General features: G+C 42.1%; 20 protein-coding genes, 1 tRNA gene and 1 pseudogene. 8 read left to right on the top strand and 14 right to left on the bottom strand.

The annotated features are described in order from the left end of the window. Positions 1-250: 250 nt before the first annotated feature. The 4 genes and pseudogenes from NT178_08805 to NT178_08790 form a co-directional block, all read right to left on the bottom strand. Positions 251-341, bottom strand: a tRNA-Ser gene (locus tag NT178_08805). A 4-nt stretch (positions 342-345) separates the two neighbouring features. Next, positions 346-780, bottom strand: a pseudogene (gene tadA, locus NT178_08800) (tRNA adenosine(34) deaminase TadA). 81 nt (positions 781-861) lie between these two features. Then, on the bottom strand, positions 862-1,635 hold the full coding sequence (locus tag NT178_08795) for an alpha/beta hydrolase (protein ID MCX5812627.1): 774 nt from the start codon (positions 1,633-1,635) through the stop codon (positions 862-864). Positions 1,636-1,646: 11 nt separating this feature from the next. Continuing rightward, positions 1,647-2,465, bottom strand: coding sequence for a metallophosphoesterase (locus NT178_08790; protein MCX5812626.1), 819 nt, complete (start codon positions 2,463-2,465; stop codon positions 1,647-1,649). Positions 2,466-2,526: 61 nt separating this feature from the next. Between NT178_08790 and NT178_08785 the strand changes: the two genes are divergently transcribed. After that, positions 2,527-2,709, top strand: coding sequence for a hypothetical protein (locus tag NT178_08785; protein ID MCX5812625.1), 183 nt, complete (start codon positions 2,527-2,529; stop codon positions 2,707-2,709). Positions 2,710-2,871: 162 nt separating this feature from the next. Here NT178_08785 and NT178_08780 read toward each other — a convergent pair whose 3' ends face one another. Continuing rightward, positions 2,872-3,306, bottom strand: coding sequence for a peptidylprolyl isomerase (locus NT178_08780; protein ID MCX5812624.1), 435 nt, complete (start codon positions 3,304-3,306; stop codon positions 2,872-2,874). Positions 3,307-3,375: 69 nt separating this feature from the next. Continuing rightward, complete coding sequence (locus NT178_08775) at positions 3,376-3,657, bottom strand: RNA-binding protein (protein ID MCX5812623.1); 282 nt, start codon at positions 3,655-3,657, stop codon at positions 3,376-3,378. A gap of 378 nt (positions 3,658-4,035) precedes the next feature. On the opposite strand from NT178_08775, the gene NT178_08770 reads away from it, so the two are divergent. Then, positions 4,036-5,151: a nitronate monooxygenase gene (locus tag NT178_08770; protein MCX5812622.1), complete on the top strand. Its 1,116-nt coding sequence runs from the start codon at positions 4,036-4,038 to the stop codon at positions 5,149-5,151. 118 nt (positions 5,152-5,269) lie between these two features. Next, a complete protein-coding gene (locus NT178_08765) occupies positions 5,270-5,596 on the top strand; it encodes a hypothetical protein (GenBank protein ID MCX5812621.1) in 327 nt (108 codons plus the stop codon). A 157-nt stretch (positions 5,597-5,753) separates the two neighbouring features. Here the strand turns inward: NT178_08765 and NT178_08760 are convergent, their stop codons facing one another. Together NT178_08760 and NT178_08755 are read right to left on the bottom strand one after the other, a co-directional pair. After that, positions 5,754-6,929, bottom strand: a complete 1,176-nt coding sequence (locus NT178_08760; protein ID MCX5812620.1) for a methyl-accepting chemotaxis protein — start codon at positions 6,927-6,929, stop codon at positions 5,754-5,756. 192 nt (positions 6,930-7,121) lie between these two features. Further along, positions 7,122-7,325 (bottom strand): hypothetical protein, encoded by a 204-nt coding sequence (locus NT178_08755; GenBank protein MCX5812619.1) that lies wholly within the window; start codon positions 7,323-7,325, stop codon positions 7,122-7,124. An 81-nt stretch (positions 7,326-7,406) separates the two neighbouring features. Here NT178_08755 and fabI point away from each other — a divergent pair, with 81 nt between their 5' ends. Beyond that, entirely contained in the window at positions 7,407-8,195 is a 789-nt protein-coding gene (fabI, locus tag NT178_08750) for an enoyl-ACP reductase FabI (protein ID MCX5812618.1), read from the top strand. Positions 8,196-8,226: 31 nt separating this feature from the next. Here the strand turns inward: fabI and NT178_08745 are convergent, their stop codons facing one another. The 4 genes from NT178_08745 to NT178_08730 all read right to left on the bottom strand — a co-directional run bounded on the left by NT178_08745 (position 8,227) and on the right by NT178_08730 (position 13,011). Then, positions 8,227-8,907, bottom strand: a complete 681-nt coding sequence (locus tag NT178_08745) for an acetate--CoA ligase family protein (GenBank protein MCX5812617.1) — start codon at positions 8,905-8,907, stop codon at positions 8,227-8,229. Continuing rightward, positions 8,901-10,268: a CoA-binding protein gene (locus NT178_08740; protein MCX5812616.1), complete on the bottom strand. Its 1,368-nt coding sequence runs from the start codon at positions 10,266-10,268 to the stop codon at positions 8,901-8,903. Before NT178_08740 ends, NT178_08745 begins: the two co-directional genes overlap by 7 nt. Positions 10,269-10,626: 358 nt before the next feature. Beyond that, on the bottom strand, positions 10,627-12,144 hold the full coding sequence (locus NT178_08735; protein MCX5812615.1) for a methyl-accepting chemotaxis protein: 1,518 nt from the start codon (positions 12,142-12,144) through the stop codon (positions 10,627-10,629). A 129-nt stretch (positions 12,145-12,273) separates the two neighbouring features. Continuing rightward, positions 12,274-13,011, bottom strand: a complete 738-nt coding sequence (locus NT178_08730) for a transporter substrate-binding domain-containing protein (protein ID MCX5812614.1) — start codon at positions 13,009-13,011, stop codon at positions 12,274-12,276. A 277-nt stretch (positions 13,012-13,288) separates the two neighbouring features. On the opposite strand from NT178_08730, the gene NT178_08725 reads away from it, so the two are divergent. The 4 genes from NT178_08725 to NT178_08710 all read left to right on the top strand — a co-directional run bounded on the left by NT178_08725 (position 13,289) and on the right by NT178_08710 (position 16,618). Next, positions 13,289-14,299, top strand: a complete 1,011-nt coding sequence (locus NT178_08725) for a D-glycerate dehydrogenase (protein ID MCX5812613.1) — start codon at positions 13,289-13,291, stop codon at positions 14,297-14,299. 193 nt (positions 14,300-14,492) lie between these two features. Then, a complete protein-coding gene (locus NT178_08720) occupies positions 14,493-15,374 on the top strand; it encodes an HDOD domain-containing protein (protein MCX5812612.1) in 882 nt (293 codons plus the stop codon). Between the two features lie 224 nt (positions 15,375-15,598). Continuing rightward, a complete protein-coding gene (locus NT178_08715) occupies positions 15,599-15,826 on the top strand; it encodes a hypothetical protein (protein MCX5812611.1) in 228 nt (75 codons plus the stop codon). A gap of 129 nt (positions 15,827-15,955) precedes the next feature. Then, complete coding sequence (locus NT178_08710; protein ID MCX5812610.1) at positions 15,956-16,618, top strand: response regulator; 663 nt, start codon at positions 15,956-15,958, stop codon at positions 16,616-16,618. Between the two features lie 234 nt (positions 16,619-16,852). On the opposite strand, the gene NT178_08705 is transcribed toward NT178_08710, so the two are convergent. Together NT178_08705 and NT178_08700 are read right to left on the bottom strand one after the other, a co-directional pair. After that, a complete protein-coding gene (locus NT178_08705) occupies positions 16,853-17,233 on the bottom strand; it encodes a hypothetical protein (protein MCX5812609.1) in 381 nt (126 codons plus the stop codon). Positions 17,234-17,380: 147 nt separating this feature from the next. Then, the coding region (locus tag NT178_08700; protein MCX5812608.1) for a hypothetical protein at positions 17,381-17,599 on the bottom strand (219 nt) is incomplete at its 5' end.

Below are 17,599 nucleotides of genomic sequence, written 5' to 3'. Positions count from 1 at the left end.
GTATCATATGAAGGCATAAAATGCCAGTTTATTGTATACTATTGTGGACATTGTAGCAAAATAGTTGGACTACCCTCGCAAAGGTTAAGGGGATTTGGGCAACAGGCCGTAAAGATTTGACCCCATATTCTACACGGGGTGGGCCATGGGTTAGTATTATGGAGAAAAAAGGGGTAATGTCAAGGATAAAGATTTGACCCCATATTCTACATATAAGATCTATATTATTGAAATTATGGGATTTATAAAACGGAGAGGGTGGGATTCGAACCCACGGTACGCTTACAAGGCGTACAGCCGATTTCGAGTCGGCCCCGTTATGACCACTTCGGTACCTCTCCTTATCTGAAAAAATTCTTTTAACAATTTATTGCTATTTTTTTCTAATACACCGCCCTGGACTTCGAACTTGTGGTTAAGGGGAAGTTTGTTTACATCAATTAAGGAGCCAAGAGCTCCTCTCTTTACATCATAGCATCCGAAGACAACCCTCTTTATTCTTGCTTCTATAATCGCACCTGCACACATTATGCATGGTTCTTTTGAGACGAAAAGCGTACAACCCGTTAATCTAAAATTACCAAGCACCTTTGACGCCATATCTATCACAAGCGTTTCAGCATGGGCAAGCGGCGAATTCGCATGCACTGTCAGATTGTGAGCCCTGGCGATGACCTGATTGTCAGGGGACACCATAACGGCACCGACAGGCACCTCGTCTGATCTGAATGCTGCCATCGCTTCATCCAGGCATATTTTCATAAAATATTCATCTTCCACGGCTTAAGTATATCTATGATTACCTGTAAAATCAATGAAATGTAATGAAAAAACTTTAGCGGTTAACATACAGACTAAGATCTAAACACTGAATATAAATTGTCGTAAAGCCTCAAAATACTCATTCATACCGACAAACATGATGTCATTATGATCGGCACCGGATATTAATACAAGGCGTTTTTTGTCGGACCCTATATGCCTGTATATAATTTCAGCTTCTCTTGGAGAAACAAGAACATCCTCTTCCCCATGAATGATAAGGGTAGGAAGAGATATCTTCCCGACAATACTGAGGCATTCTTCGTCTATACCTTCAACATCAATCCCGTATAACGGCAGGCCGAGATGCATAAGAATCTTTAAGATATTTGCAAAACCGCTTTCTATGATAAGCCCCTTTATTTGGTCTCTGTAATTATATGCAATCTCAATGGCTGACAAACTCCCCAAAGACCTTCCCATAACCCATATTTCGGTATTAAAGCCTCTGTTTTTCAGCTCTTCCCCTACTGTTCTGAAGATTACACGGGCATCCTTAAAAAGATCTGTCAATGAGGGTGTTCCATTACTTGCGCCATAGCCCCGATAATCAGCCACAATAAGGTTAAGACCATTCTTTATATAAAAAGGGGATATACGATCATAATCGCTAACCATTTCTCCATTGCCATGAAAAAATAATATCCAGGGCCATGCACTGTCTCCCACATAAAACCTGCATGAAACAAAAACACTATCATCGACAGGCACAGACACATCAAATGCATTTGCCGGGCATAAGGTGCGCTCGTTGCGTGGATAAAAAACATACCAGAGCGTAGGTGAGTTATCAATTATCGAATAATCAGCCATATTACACTTAATCAATTTGATGCATATACAAGTTCGATCACTGTTATTTCGGGCGGCGCAAGGAAGCGAACCGGCGGTCCCCATGTGCCCGAACCCCTGCTGACATACAGGTATGAAACATCGGAGAGTTTAAAAAATCCATTATACATAGGAAAAAACAGCCTGGTGATAAAATTGAAAGGGAAAATCTGTCCTTTATGGGTATGCCCGGAAAGCTGCAAATCAAACAGATCTATAGCTGCCCGATCTATTACCGGTTTGTGCTTAAGCAAGACGGTAAACAGACCTTTCGGAAGGCTGGAAAGCAACACATTTTCAGATATTTCCACATGACTATAGGGCCTTCCTGCAGTATCATCAACCCCGGCAATGTTGATAATCCCCCCGGCAATTACGCTTCTTCCCCTGAGAACCGTAAAACCTGCCTTTCTCATGAAATCAAGCGACGATTCAATGCCTGCGTAGAATTCATGGTTGCCTGTTACCGCAAACTTACCATAGGGCGGGTTAACACTTTTTAATGGATCTATAAATTCATTGAGATGGTTTATCTGTCCATCGACAATATCCCCTGTTGATACAAGTATATCAGGGTTTATCTTTCTGATTTCAGAAGCTATTTTTTCCAGGGTTCTTTGCCGGATAATAAGTCCGACATGTATATCGGAAATCTGTACTATTTTCAGCCTTTTTATCTCTTTCGGTATTTTATCCGTTTTTATGATCAATCGCTCTGTTTTTATTTGTCCTGCCTCATAGTACCCATAGGCAACAACAAATAATGAACATATTAAAGGCACCACAAAAAAACACTTATGCGCATAAAGCACAGGTGAGAAATTCTTTTTGAATATAACTCCTGCAGCATAGATACATAGCCTGCAAAAATCAATGCAGACAGAAACGGAAAAAAACAGAAACAAGGCTGCCATCCAGGTATATCCTGTATATGCCATGAGTCTGGCAAAATACTCATGCCCGGCCTTTTCGGATAATCTTACAATTACAGGGGCCAAGATCATTGCCGTCATGAATATAGCTAAGAAAATTCCTGTTTTTATGCCAAAACGATAAGCATGTCTTGTTTTCAGACATACATAAAAGTGCATCAAGCTGTATAAAAGAAAATAAACGGCGAGCATTAAACTCATACAGGTAAATAAAATATCAGCAAAGAAGGGGATACGCAAGAAATACTGATAGATTTAGAATTACAGGGGATAGAATGTTTGGATTTTATTCCGGAATTACCTCGATAAGCTTAATTTCAAAAATAAGTTCTTTTCCCGCAAGCGGATGGTTCATGTCAAGGGTTACACCTGTTTCGTTGACATCTTTTACCGTAACCTTGATCATTTCTCCTTCAGGTGAACGGACTTTCAGTACCATTCCAACTTCAGGCTTGATATTATTGGGTACCCGCACCTTTTCAATAATGCCCACAAGATCATCCCTGTGCAGGCCATAAGCGTCCTCCGGCGGGATTGAAATCACCTTCGTATCCCCTTCATTCATCCCTATTATACCATTTTCAAACCCGGGGATTATTATACCATGTCCTATCTTGAACTCCAGAGGCTGTTTATCCAGTGATGAATCAAAGACGGTGCCATCTTTTAATGACCCTGTATAATGCACCCTTACAAGGTCATGTATTTTTGCCTGCCCCACTACTTTCTCCTCTTAAGAACCTTGTTGTAAGGCAATACGGAAATTTATTGAACAAAAAAATGCGCTAAATTAGTATCTCCTGCCGAAGCCTCCTCCTCTGCCTCCTCTTGGTTTTTCTCTCTGAGGGCGTGCTTCCTCAACAGTAATTGAGCGTCCCATAAACTGTGTACCGCCTAAGTCTTTTTTTGCCTTTTCTGCTTCTATCTGTGTTCCCATTTCGATAAAACCAAAACCCTTACCTTCAATAATTTTGACTTCTTTTACCTCTCCACAACTTGAAAACAGCTCCTTAAGCTGCTCACTGGTTACAGAATAACTAAGATTTCCAACATAAAGTTTGCCACCCTGCATTTTGTCCTCCTGATTATTAATTTTATGCTCCTTGTGGAGATAGAAGCAGGGAAGCACATCTACTCCATATCGAAACACTATGGCATAGACTCATGTCCGGGCCATTTGAGTATCATAAATTAATTGTTGTTAAAAAGAAAGCCTTTTATATGAACCTTCACACGATGTAAGAATATGATAAACAAAATATACGAGACAAGCCGTAGCATCTGTGGAATAAATTATCAAGCTCATGCATATTTTTTTGCAATATATTATCATTGTATGATACAGTACAAAGTTGTGTTCTTAGTCATTGATACCCACATTCATAAGTTCAAAACAGCAAAAACGTATAGACTAATTTACGGCAACTAACTTTGTTAGGAAAAGGAACAGATGGAAAATACCGATAACACCGCAAGACAAATTTTACCATCATTAACAGTAAAAGGTAAAACTATAAAAACACCCATAATCCAGGGAGGAATGGGGGTTGGTGTATCTCTTTCGCCTCTTGCAAGTGCAGTTGCAAGGGAAGGAGGCGTAGGTATTATCTCAAGCGCTGCCCTCGACAGACTTGTTTCAATAAGGACCGGCAAGACTATGAACACATACGAAGGCGCTTATGAAGAGGTATCGATTGCAAAGTCAACAACAGGGGGGGTTGTCGGTATCAATATCATGGTTGCCCTTCAGAGAGATTATGAAGATTCTGTGAAAGGAGCCATTGATGCACATGCAGATTTAATTATTTGCGGAGCAGGATTACCCCTTGGTCTCCCTGGAATTAAAGATCCTAAAGACACCGCGTTAGTTCCAATAGTTTCATCGGCAAGGGCTCTTGAATTAATCTGTAAAAAATGGGAAAGGATGGGCTATAGACCCGATGCTGTCGTCCTCGAGGGACCGCTTGCAGGCGGACATCTCGGGTTCAGGTTTGACCAGTTAACACTTGAATCAAACAAGTTGGAAAATCTATTTCCCCTCGTAAAAGAGGTGTCTTTGCAACATGGTGGATTTCCTGTCATAGTTGCAGGTGGTATTTATTCACATGAAGACATTGTAAAATTTATACAGATGGGAGCAGACGGGGTACAGATGGGAACACGTTTTCTCGTGACAGAGGAAAGTAGTGCAACGCCGGCGTATAAACAGGCTGTTATTGACGCCAAAAAAGAAGATATATTGCTTATTGAAAGGCCAGGCTCTCCATGTGGTTTGCCTTTTGTAGTGATAAAAAAATCACCTATGTTTCTTTCCACATTTGATGGGAAGAGAAAATTAAAATGCGATAAAGGTTATGTGCTAACTAGGGATAAAGACGGTCAATTCACGCAGTGCCCCGCAAAAACTGATAATAGAGGATATTTTTGTATCTGTAACGGCCTTCTTAGTTCGGCAGGCTGCTGCCCGGAGGAAGAACCGCTCTACACAGTAGGCTCAAATGGTTACAGGGTCGACAAAATCACAAATGTCAAAGAGTTAATGGATGAGTTGAAAGGCGTCAAATAAAGGTATTAGCTATGAGTGAAAAAATTGGAAAGATACTGGATTTACAGAAGTGAGTTTATTGCTGCTAAACTTCCTCTTTATGCTCTAATTCAAGACCTTTACTGAAAGGTTCGAAGATATGCATGATATTATTAATGGTATGAGTACCTGGTCTATTCTCAAATGGGTTGTCATTGTCCTGGTTGCCGGTTTTATCGGCCAGTTCGGCAAAAGTATGGCCCAAGCCATCATGGCGAAAATCCGCCTTGCAAGGGCAAACAAGCAGGAAGCTAAGAACACCGGTTCGCCCCGGACAATCCTGCCTGAGACAGAAGCTCCTGATCCTGTCAAAAATATTTTTCATGAAGCGCCTACTGCAAATGCAGAAACCCCTGATAAAAAAACCCTGAAAAACCTGACCAAACAAGAGAAAAAGGCAGCCAAGCTGGTTAAGAAAGGGATCTGATATACTTTGTTCCTGAATGGTTATAACGTATAATCGTGACCATACCACTGTCCTGTACCCTGGAATAAAACGATGGGTATTGAGGATTCATATTATGCACCGCAAAATGTTACACATAGAGCGTGCAGACAGTAGTGAACAATACCGTTTTCCCTGATTATCCTCTCAGCGTAAATTGTTTAATCATCTGCTCCAATGCTTCTGCAACTTTTGCAACCTTCATGGCAGCAGGGGCAGCGTTTTGTATTGTTTTAGACGTTTCATTCATAACCGTGGAAACCTGTTGAATATTTTCTGCTGTCTGGCCTGTGGTGGCGCTTTCCTGCTCAACAGCAACAACTATCTGACTTATCTGTGTATCAACAGTGTTGATTCTGCCTGAGATGCTCTCAAGAAATTCCTTTGACCTGCGGGCCTTTTCTGTGCCGGTCTTCACTTCTTTAACGCTTTCTTCAATTGAAATTACAATACTCTTTGTTTCAGACTGCATGGCATCGATTGTTTTTGAGATCTCCATGGTCGCCCCTTTTGTTCTCTCTGCAAGCTTACGCACTTCGTCGGCAACAACAGCAAAGCCTCTGCCGTGTTCACCTGCACGCGCGGCTTCTATTGCAGCATTTAAGGCAAGAAGGTTAGTCTGTTCAGCAATTTCATTTATGAATCGCACTACCTGCCCGACCTGGTCAGATCTTGTTCCAAGGGTTTTTACAAAGCCGGCCAAGCTCATTACATTCTCGGCAATAACCTTCATTACTGCAACTGTTTCGTCAATAATAATACCCCCTTCCTTAATGGCCTCGTTCGAGTGCTTTGAGTTTTCGGCGGCAACGATACAGTTCCGCGCAATCTCTGAAGAGGTGGAGGAAAGTTCCTCAGAGGCAACTGCAATCGAATTAATCTGGACAGCTATCTGCTCAAATGCAGTCGCCATCTGTTCGGTAACCATATGCATTTTGCCTGAAGCAGAAGTGATTTCATCGCTATCCTCAGCCACATGAACCATTATCCTGCGGAGATTATCAACAAAAGCATTAAACTGGCTGCCCATCGCTCCGATCTCATCACGAGACTTTATATCGATCTGTCGAGTAAGGTCGCCACCTGCGACCTGTCCGACAGTCTCAACAGTCCTCTTTATTGCTGCAATAATCGTTTTAGACATTATAACGCTTGCGGACAGGGAGATAACTGCCGCTAAGACAATTATTGAAAAAGAGACTGCCACAGAATACCCTGAATACACAACAATCCCGATAGCCAGTAAAAACAGCACAAAAACGCAGGGCACTGCCATCAACTTTTTGGTTAAACTCAAATTATCAAGAAATTTCATAAAATATCCTCACTTTCTTTTTTTATTTATGAGAACCTGCTTCTATAGTTATCCCTGATGCACCTTCACATCGTTACTGTATCTCTTCTGTAGAATCTTGAAATTCTTTTTAAGATTATCGGCTATGCTATAGCCAACTTAAGTCTTCAATACTTTTTGCGTCATTTTAATCAATATTTTTTTGTTTAAACCTTAAACAAGTATACTTATAAAGGCGTTTTCGGCTGAGCACTTCCTCTGGAAACCCTTAGCTTTCTCAGAGACACTAATCGGGGTTAAAGGACCGTCAGTGGCAACAGCAATCATTCTGATCCCGACCCCGGAGACATCCCCTCTATTCCCATATTCAAGAATGCATGAAACAACATCCCAGTTTTCATGCATCCCTGCCGTCATTCAGAAATAGAGTTGACAATTACTCTTTCCGGCGTATACTTGAAAAATAGATTTTTATGAATCCTAAATTTGGGGGATGTTATGGAAAAAGAAGGAAGTAATATGAACAAGCTCCTTGAGGGTAAGAAAGGTGTGATACTTGGAATTGCAAATGATCGAAGTATAGCCTATGGGTGCGCAGAAGTATTTCATGCCCTTGGAGCTGAACTGGCCATCACATATCTGAACGATAAATGTGAACGTTTTGTCAAACCACTTTCAGAGCAGTTGGAATGTCCGATCTTTATGCCTTGCGATGTTGAAGCCCCCGGCCAATTGGAGACAGTCTTTGAAAAGATATCGCAGTACTGGGGAAAGCTCGATTTTGTGTTACATTCCATTGCATATGCCCCCAAAGAAGACTTGTATGCACGGGTAACAGATTGCTCGGAAAAGGGGTTTTTGCAGGCTATGGCAACTTCATGCCACTCATTCATACATACGGTAAAGCTTGCCGAGTTGCTGATGGAAAACGGCGGCTCAATTCTTACCGTCACTTACTATGGGTCCGAGAAAGTAGTGGCGCATTATAATATCATGGGCCCCGTAAAGGCTGCCCTTGAGAGTAGCGTTCGTTATATGGCTGCCGAGCTTGGCCCGAAAATGATCCGTGTCAACTGTCTTTCACCCGGGCCCATATTAACAAGAGCAGCGTCTGGTATAGACCATTTTGACGATCTTATGGAACGTGCCGTATCGCTTGCCCCCGAACATCATCTCGTGTCAATAGAAGATGTGGGCGCCTTTGCCGCCTTTCTTGTGAGTGACGGGGCAAAAACTATCACAGGCGGAATTCATTATGTTGACGGCGGGTATCATATAGTTGCTTAGTCAGAAACTACCATCCATATCGGATTTACAGTTATGACTTTGTGAGCATGATTCGCGCATCTGCGACAACACATCGGGAAGCATTGCATATAACAGGGTTCAGGTCTACTGAATCCACCTCTTTCTCAAATTCCATGACCAGACTCGAAAACGCCAGGAGCATCTTTTTGAGTTCGTTAACATTCACTCCATCAGACCCCCGGTATCCTTCTAAAAGTGGTCTTGCTGTAAGGCACATCATCATAGATTCTGTATCATGTTCACGGAGCGGCGCCATTCTGATTGTTACATCCTTATATATTTCGACAGCCGTTCCTCCCATACCAAGGAGAATAACAGGTCCAAACTGTTTATCCATTTTCATTCCCACAATCATCTCGATGCCTTTAAGCTCTTCCTCGACAATAATGCCTTGAAATCCTTTTATTCTACTCATTTTTGTAAAAACATCTCCAAGCTTTTTATCGTCCGGTATGCCTAAAACAACACCTGATGCATCAGATTTATGGATAATATCAGGTGAAACCACTTTTGCCACAACAGGATATTTGATCTCATCGGCAAACCGGATTGCCTCCGCAGCATCCGCTGTAAAAAGGAATCTCGATACATCCATGCCTGCAAGACGGAGCAGGTCCTTTGCCTGGGGCTCCATAACCCAGCCTCGTTCTTTTGCCTCAGAGAAGATTTTCCGGATATTATCTCTCAGCATGATTTGTACCTCCTCATAGCTTCAGCCATGTGAATTGCATCTTCTATGGAATCAGCAACAGGAATCTTATTTAACATGAAGCCTTCAACAAGCATCTTATATTTATCCACATGGGGCACATAAGCAACAATAGGTTTCCCTTCCTGCTGGTAGAGAAGACTTAATTGAGCGCTTAAATCCATCGTTATGCGCGGCAGGTAAGGGAGAAGAAGCACAATAATGCATTCTATGTCGTCATTTCTGCTCACTGATCGCACTACTGCCATGAAATCGTCGTCTATTGCGCTGCCTGTAAGATCTATAGGATTTACAAAGGAAGAAATATCCCGAATAGTGGGCGATACAATACTGCGAAGCTCAGCCTGGGCAGATTGGCTCAAAACAGGCACTGAAAGCCCGTGCAAAAAGCATGCATCAGTTGCCAGGGCGCCGTGGCCACCGCTGCCTGTTATAATCGCGACTTTTCCCTCAATTGATCTTTGATAACAGCTTAATGCCTCGGCAAAGGCAACCATCTCAAATTCATCTTTTGCTTCTACTACTCCGTATTGTGCCATAATGGAGGAAAAAACTTCATAATCACCGGCGATGGATGCTGTATGACTTTTCACAGCCGACGTTCCTCCGGGTGTTTTACCTGATTTGAGAACGATCACGGGCTTTCCGCACTCTGATGCGGCGACAACAAATTTCCGGCCTTCGTTTTCATCAAATCCTTCCAGATAAAAGGTGATCACATCTGTATCGGGATCATCCTTGAAATACCGGAGCAAGTCCAATTCCTTAATTACCGCTTTATTGCCTATGCTCACTGCCAGTGACATGCCAACCCCTTCAGCAGCGCATTTGATCATATGATCCACAAGAATGCCTCCGCTCTGGCTTACCATTGCAACCCTTCCACGATCCGGTATCAACAACCTCTCACCAGGTATAAAGAAAGTGTCCATATGTGAAGGGGAAAAGATTCCAAGACAATTAGGCCCTATTATGGGAAAATTCGATTCTTTTGCTATTGAGACTAACTGATTCTGCAAATCCATGTACCCTGTTTCAGCAAAACCGCCTGAGATAATTACTGCGCCCCCCGCATCTGCCTCAATACAGTCAGAAATCACTGAAGGGACGATCTCCGCTTTTGTGGCGACAATTACCAAATCAATTTTTGCCGGAATATCCTGCACCTTCCTGTATAGGGTCTCGCCCCGAATTGTACCGCCTTTTCCATTGACCGCAAAAACCTGTACAGGGTAACGGAGACGGTTTTTATTGTATACAACATTAGCCGGATTTGATTCATTGCTGAGCGAGACACCCACCACTGCCATTGTCTCGGGCTTGAATAACCGTTTGAGATTCACAATGCCTCCCTGTTCATAAAAGATTCTATCCCTTTATCATATTTATGATTCAATACAGCATGGGATATTGATTGCTACCCTTATTTTTCTGCTTCATACCCATCAGAAATTGTAATCCTTTGAAACAAATAATACAAACACTTTTCCAAATATTGCACGTCATAAAAAGGCTTTTATCTTAATCTGATAAGAATCTACACGGAAAATATCAAGATAGTACGGGTTAAATTTGTCGGGATTTAAAAGGCCATTTATCAGAAAAGATAAGGGGCTTGCCCATTAGAGGGTGTAACATAATCGTTGTTCGTTTATTTTTCAGGAAGCCCCCGCCAAAGGTTGGGGGCTTCACCGTACTGTTTTATACATGGATATTTCCTTCTCTCAATTTAAACATACCCACAATCTCATTCAGTTTTTCGCATACAATCCCTATCTCCCTGGTGGAGGCAGAACTCTGGTTTACTGCCTTTCCCGTTTCCTGAACGCTCTGTGACACCTTGAGGGTCTGATCCGATATTTCGTTTGTTGCCATTGACTGTTCACTTGTTGAATTAGCCACCATGTTGACCATCTGCTTCAACTCGCCCATTCTTGTTACGATCCTTTCCAGAATACCACCGGTACTGTCAGCCAGTTTGACTCCCTCAATAACTTCCAGAGTTACTTCCTCCATCCTTTTGATGACGTTATTGGTCTCGTGCTGAATAGTGCTTATCATCTTTGTGATCTCTTTTGTTGATTGCGTTGTCCTCTCGGCAAGCTTCCTTACTTCATCAGCAACAACGGCAAAACCTCTTCCGTGCTCTCCTGCACGCGCCGACTCTATGGCTGCATTCAGTGCCAGAAGGTTTGTCTGATCTGCAATATCATTGATAACGGTGGTAATATTGCCGATTTCAGTGGTTCTGTTGCCCAGACTTTTTACCTCTTTGGCGCCTTCTTCAAGAACAAGTTTTACCTTGTTTATGCCGTCAATTGTCCCCTGAACCGCTTTCCTTCCATCCACGGCCAGTTTCTCTGTTTCATCGGCATTCGTGGATAGATGACTTGTATTTTCGGCAATGGTTGAGATATTAACTGCCATTTCCTCCACCGCAGCGGATGTACTGCTTGTAGTCTCAAGCAGGGTGTTCTCTGTATTGCCTATTTGCTCCATTCTCTTGCTCAGGTCTTGAGTGCCTGAGGCTATGCTTTTGGAATAGCCCTTGATGTTGAGTACAATCCCATTCAGTTTCTCGATGAAACTGTTAAAATATTTTGCCATTTCGCCTATCTCGTCATTACTGGCAACAGGGACCATCTTTGTTAGGTCGCCCTCTCCCTCGGCAATGTCTTTCAACACCGCAGCCATATTAATGATCGGTTTCGACAGTTTCAGCGAAATTAAAAAGACGATCATTCCGAGCATTAATACCATAATGGCTATTTCGATAAGAGTACTGATGATATCTTTGAATAATTTCTGCTTCACAAAGTAATTAGTTGCTCTTACCACCACTGTACCTATCTTCTGATTATCTTTTTTGAGATCCTGTTTCAAAGCAGGCGTCAGATATTGCTTATCATATATCTTTTCCTTTTTATCCATACTATATAGCGTATTACCTTCTGCATCAAGAACCTGGATGGAGCCGATCTCTTCATTTTTTAAAAGAAATTCGGCGTTCTCCTGGATAACCTCTTTACGTATGTTCCAGATGGGGTCAATCATGGCCAGGGATACTATCTCGAACAAAGATGTTACTTTTTTATCGAGTTCTGCCTTCAGATTTTGTGAGCTGCGAAAGTATTTGAAGCCCCCTGATAGCCCGAGAATAATAAGTATTGATGCCACTACCGGAACAATGAATTTCCATTTCATCGAATCCATTTTCATTTTTATTTTCCTCCTTTCATCGCTATTTTTAGGGGCCTATCCTGCCGGAAAGCAATGGATCAGGACACCCTCAAGCTGCCGGGACTGCCCTCACAGGAAGACCCGGCCACATCGGGCGTTATATCGATCTTACGGCTGCCAGGGATCAAATTTCTGATCCAGTATGGGTCCCATAATCTTCTGGTACTTTCCATTAGCCTTCAGCTTACCAATAAGATCGGTAAGTATTTTATCCACTTCTTTGCCCTGCGCGCTCTTGGTCAGCACTATCCGTACATCATACTTTGCAAACTCCCATCTCTTAATATTCTTTAAACCAAGTTTCTTTAAGGCTCCATCACTTTCCGGCATGGCAAACAGCCATCCGTCGATCCTGCCCATATCCACCTTTTTCAGGCTTGATTCGATATCGGGAGAACCGGTAACCTTGAAATCAAAGAAATCCATGGTGCCGAGGTCGCTCTCAATTTTATATTTGCTCGCATTGCCGGGGTTTATATCTTTGTTGTTCTTATTTGTATAGAGTGCAAAGATAACCTTGAATATCATTTCCGATGAGAACATGAAAGGCAGTTTCTCTGCGGGGATTTTCGGGTTTACCAATTGGGGCATATGGAAGTCATACTTGCCCTTTTCCACATTTTCCATCGATCTCTTAAAGGGAAAGAGTTCCCAGGTAATCTTGCCGTCTTTGTATTCTTCAGCCATTGCCTTCATAAGATCTATAAGAATCCCTTTGTCCTTCGATTCAACGAGCGGTGCCAGAGGGAAGGGCACACTTGCCTTCAAATCCCTCGCCTGAGCCTGTGCAAACATTAAACAAAAACAAAATACTGCCAGAACAAAATACTTACCTACTTTTAACATAACTTGCCCTCCTTGGTTTTTTTTGATAATTTTAATTGTATTAACAACATTATGAACACATTATCGAAGATTTTAATTTTACCTTAAGTTAAAATTAAAAAAAATTTATCTTAACAGGTACGCTTTGCCTGTGGAAGGTATGACTATGCGGTAGTTTTTTGTGCACATTTATCTTCCTTGATAGAGAATATTTATTGGTTTCAATGTCTTAATTCTATTGTATATGCCGGTATTTTGATGATAAGAAGATGTCGATATACAACAAGCGGGAGGTTGTATGAAACCTAAAGCGTATATTACAAGGAGAATTCCTGAACCAGGCATCGAACTTATAGCTGAATTTTGCGATATTGTTTTTCATCCGGGTGAAGAACCTCCGGATGAAAAAGAAATTATCAGAAATATCAGGGACAAGGATGCCATTCTCTGTCTGCTTTCAGACAGTATCAATAAAAACATTATAGATGCGGCCCCGGCGCTTAAGGTAATCAGCACTATGAGTGCAGGCTTTGAGCATATAGACGTAAGTGAGGCTACAAATAAAGGCATATATATCGGTTATACCCCCGGCGTTCTTACAGATGCAACTGCCGATCTTGCCTTTACCCTCCTGTTAAGCGTATCCAGAAGGATAGTAGAGGCAGACAGATTTGTCCGGGCATTGAACTGGAAAATTGCCTGGTCGCCTGAATTACTCCTTGGACAAAGTGTATGTGGAAGCACTATCGGGATCGTAGGTCTTGGAAGAATAGGCCGAGGGATGGCAAAGAGGGCTCAGGGTTTCAGTATGAAGGTTATTTACAATAATACGACCAGGCTTTCTCCTGAAGAGGAAAAGGAACTGGGTATTGGATACAGGTCTCTTGATGACCTTCTCCGGGAATCGGACTTCGTAAGCCTGCACATTCCTCTCACGAAAGAGACGTATCATATAATAGATGAAAAGCGACTCAGGTTAATGAAACCGGACGCTATTCTGATTAATACCTCCAGAGGATCTACAATAGATGAGGCAGCTCTTATAAGGGCTTTAAAAGAAAAACGGATTGCCGGAGCAGGCCTTGATGTGTTCGAAAAGGAACCTGTAGGCGCGGATAACCCACTTCTTAAAATGGACAACGTTATACTTCTGCCTCATATAGGGAGTGCAAATACGAAAACACGGGGAAACATGTCGGAAATTGCCGCCAACAATCTGCTGGCAGTATTAAGGGGACAACCACCGCTTTTTTGGCTTAACCCCGATGTAGAAAAGATAAAACTTTTGACGGATATGAAAATGATCTAACACCGATTAGCTTTCATTTTATTTATAGAATTTTGGATAATTTACTTTTTCAGCGTCTACAGGTTTTTCAACAGTTTGGCAAAATATTACCCCTCTATCTTTTTTGATTGGCAAATTTTGTTGAAAAGCACCATTTATTTTGTATACAAATCTAAAAATTGATATTATATAGATATTGGTAGGCTGGTTTTAAATGGATATTGAAGAGATAATAAAATCAATGGAAGCATCAATAATGGACAAGGACAAGGAAATCCTTGCAGATATTGAAAACAAAACTATTAATGGCCTGCGGTTCGGTTTTGCCCCTGAAGTTATGGGAATACTCGATGATATGGACGCGCCATCAAGGAAAATTGAATCCATAAAGGACATGCTGCACCAGAATGTTGCATTGAAGCTTTACGGCATCGGAAACTCAGTCTATTACAGTAAAATCCGAAAAGGGAACATGTCTTCCTTTCTCGAAATTGTATTGCGCCTCGGAACGGAGCAGACAAAAACATATATTCTCATGTTCACACTTCTTGAATTTGCCAGGAGTGCCCATATAAAAAAAATGATTGCAAAGAATATTGCCACATCAATTATGGCAAAAATTATAGCCAGGGAATTCGGTTTCGCATACGACAACATAAACAAGGCTGAACTTGGAGGGCTGGTCCTGGAAATCGGCAAAATGATAGTCATCATATACCAGGAGAAAGAAAAAGAGAAGAATCTGGACAATGACTTTTCAGAGAAGTTCAATGTCTATCTCGGCCTGAAAATAATAAAGCACTTTGGCCTGCCTGATTATCTTATCAATATACTTCTTGAAGACGTCATCTCATTTGATGAAAAATCTTTCTCTGTCTCTACAATAGTCAACATAGCAAATTTGCTGGTATCACACAGTTTCAACACAAGAGGAAAATTATTTCTTAAAATACCGCTATCGGATCGAGACGGTATTCAAGCAAACCAATACAGTGAGATGGTTGTGGAATTGTTCAGGGCTCTCGGCCTCGATGAGTACATCGAGACAATCGAAGCTCCTGCTGAAAGGCAAAAGATTTTTCAACCGGAGCGCTAATATGACCGGGTTTTAAGTATCAATGCCATGTTGCATCCAAAAGCACGGCCCACTATCGTGGGTGCTCCGGGCGACGACAACGAGCCCCCCCCGCAAGGGGTGGTGCCCCGGGCGTACTACCTGTACGTCGAGGGAGACAACAAAGATGTGCAAATGAAGACGCCATGATGTAATATATTCCGGGCTTTTTGCCTGATTACACGGAAATACAAAAGAGGAGGCTTATGATTATTTACCGTATAATCGCACGGCTTGGCATGGTGAAGAGCACGCTGATCTTAACCGCCTTATGTGTCCTCCTTTCCCTTTTCGTCTATCTGATAGTAGCCATCTTTTTTACAGATTCATTCAGTAACGTCGGGGTTTTTATGTCCGTTGTTACCCCTGCACTGGCTGAGCCTGCAGGTGGGGTTATTCTGCTGCGCATGACGGCATCTTTATTTATGACATAAACGGCAAAATTATTAATGTCAACGCAAAGATTCTGGAAATGTTTCAAATCTATTACGATCAGGCGCTCTCATTTTCTATTGAGAAGGATTATTCCAGTCCGGATAACCCCCCCCGATCAATTACACGCCATGTGGAAAAAGGTTATTCACGGAGAATCCATATCTTTTGAATGGATTGCCCGACGGCCCCTTGACGGATATGTATTCCCCGCACAAGTTTTTCTGACCGGGATTAATTTGACAGGTGAGGATGTAATTCTGGCCTCGATTACTGACATTACCGAGCAAAAACGTCTTGAGTCTCAGCTCATTCATGCTCAGGAGATGGGAAGAGGAACAGGATTGGGGCTTGCCATGGTTTACGGGATCATAAAAGGGCATAACGGTTTTATCAATGTCTATAGTGAGCCGGGCCACGGCACCACTTTTACCCTCTATTTCCTTGCATCGGAGAAAACGGTTATTGAAGAAAAGTCCGCTGCCCCGAAAGCACTCATGGGTTCAGAAACAATCCTTCTTGTTGATGATCAGCCGGAAGTCCTCGAAGTGAGTAAGGGAATCCTTGAATCTCTCGGATACAAAGTGCATGAAATGAGAAGCGGGCAAGAGGCAATCGCTTTTTATAAAGAGATGAAACATACCATCTCCCTTATAATCCTTGATATGATCATGCCGGGACTCTCAGGGAGTGAGACTTTTGATCTTTTAAGGGAAATGAACCCTTCAGCAAAGATAATTCTCAGTAGCGGCTACAGCTTAAACGATCAGGCACAACAGATTATGAAAAAATGATGCCAGGGCTTTATCCAGAAACCTTTCAATATAACCCATATTTCCCGGAGAATCCGGGAGGTGCTGGAAACACAGGCAATGAAATAAACTGTCAACATAAATGTAAATTGGAATAAATCTTAACCGTTAAATTCACCGGACTGCCGCAGAATAACGGTTGCCAGGGACAACACTTTTTTACTTTTATCGGATGTTCCATCCCAACCCTATCTTTTTTGATAGGGCAAACCTTCGTTATTTCGTAACTTTCCTTCGATCTTGCAGTTTTTTCCTACTGACTACAGTCACTCCGAGGTCAGGTAGCGCCTTTGTCAGGGAAACTCCGACTGATTTCAATAATTGTGCATTTATGCCCTGAGGAACCGCGATATGATGTAAAGATCCCTTACCCTCAATGACCATCTCGAGAGAAGTAAGGGAAGAGAGAGAATGGATACCTTCTTCCACGGTAACATCAAGGGATGCCCATGCCTTCTTCAGATATCTGATAATAATGCATGCGAGCATGACCACCAGGGCATGACCCCCTGAACTTTCTTCTGTCCTTACATTCCATGGCCGTAATTCAAGAAAATCTGTTTTTGAGGTACGGAAGCATTCAGCAGTTTTTTTCACCTGACTCTAAAAAGTTGTCAAGTATTTTTCAAGCATTACAAAGTTCAATCTGCCAATAGCGGAAAACTTTGGACCTTGAACAGATTTTTGTTCGTGCCGGTGTCCTGCCCTCCCCACAAACATTTACTGAAACATTTTCTGAAATCATTAATATTCCTGTAAATTCAATGTGGAGGCCATTATGCAAGATTTAGCTTCTTGTGAGAAAACGAGTGGGGTCAAATCTTTACGGCCTGTTGCCCGAATCCCCTTTGATCCCAACCCCGTATTTGTTCTTAACATGTCTTCATTATGAAGATTTGTGCCTTCCGGATTTTCACCTGTTTCATAAAAAAGGTGCAGGGGACGAAGATACATCTTGCAAAT

This window comes from Pseudomonadota bacterium (assembly GCA_026388255.1).
Lineage (GTDB): Bacteria > Desulfobacterota > Syntrophorhabdia > Syntrophorhabdales > Syntrophorhabdaceae > JAPLKB01.
Note: the sequence above shows the minus strand (reverse complement) of the source record. Positions and strands in the feature narration are given on the sequence as shown.

Coding starts and splice junctions, on each gene's coding strand:
- NT178_08795 (MCX5812627.1), bottom strand. CDS start 1,635: ATGGCTGATTATTCGATAATTGATAACTCACCTACGCTCTGGTATGTT.
- NT178_08785 (MCX5812625.1), top strand. CDS start 2,527: ATGCAGACAGAAACGGAAAAAAACAGAAACAAGGCTGCCATCCAGGTA.
- NT178_08775 (MCX5812623.1), bottom strand. CDS start 3,657: ATGCAGGGTGGCAAACTTTATGTTGGAAATCTTAGTTATTCTGTAACC.
- NT178_08770 (MCX5812622.1), top strand. CDS start 4,036: ATGGAAAATACCGATAACACCGCAAGACAAATTTTACCATCATTAACA.
- NT178_08765 (MCX5812621.1), top strand. CDS start 5,270: ATGCATGATATTATTAATGGTATGAGTACCTGGTCTATTCTCAAATGG.
- NT178_08760 (MCX5812620.1), bottom strand. CDS start 6,929: ATGAAATTTCTTGATAATTTGAGTTTAACCAAAAAGTTGATGGCAGTG.
- NT178_08755 (MCX5812619.1), bottom strand. CDS start 7,325: ATGACGGCAGGGATGCATGAAAACTGGGATGTTGTTTCATGCATTCTT.
- fabI (MCX5812618.1), top strand. CDS start 7,407: ATGGAAAAAGAAGGAAGTAATATGAACAAGCTCCTTGAGGGTAAGAAA.
- NT178_08745 (MCX5812617.1), bottom strand. CDS start 8,907: ATGCTGAGAGATAATATCCGGAAAATCTTCTCTGAGGCAAAAGAACGA.
- NT178_08735 (MCX5812615.1), bottom strand. CDS start 12,144: ATGAAAATGGATTCGATGAAATGGAAATTCATTGTTCCGGTAGTGGCA.
- NT178_08730 (MCX5812614.1), bottom strand. CDS start 13,011: ATGTTAAAAGTAGGTAAGTATTTTGTTCTGGCAGTATTTTGTTTTTGT.
- NT178_08725 (MCX5812613.1), top strand. CDS start 13,289: ATGAAACCTAAAGCGTATATTACAAGGAGAATTCCTGAACCAGGCATC.
- NT178_08720 (MCX5812612.1), top strand. CDS start 14,493: ATGGATATTGAAGAGATAATAAAATCAATGGAAGCATCAATAATGGAC.
- NT178_08715 (MCX5812611.1), top strand. CDS start 15,599: ATGATTATTTACCGTATAATCGCACGGCTTGGCATGGTGAAGAGCACG.
- NT178_08710 (MCX5812610.1), top strand. CDS start 15,956: ATGTGGAAAAAGGTTATTCACGGAGAATCCATATCTTTTGAATGGATT.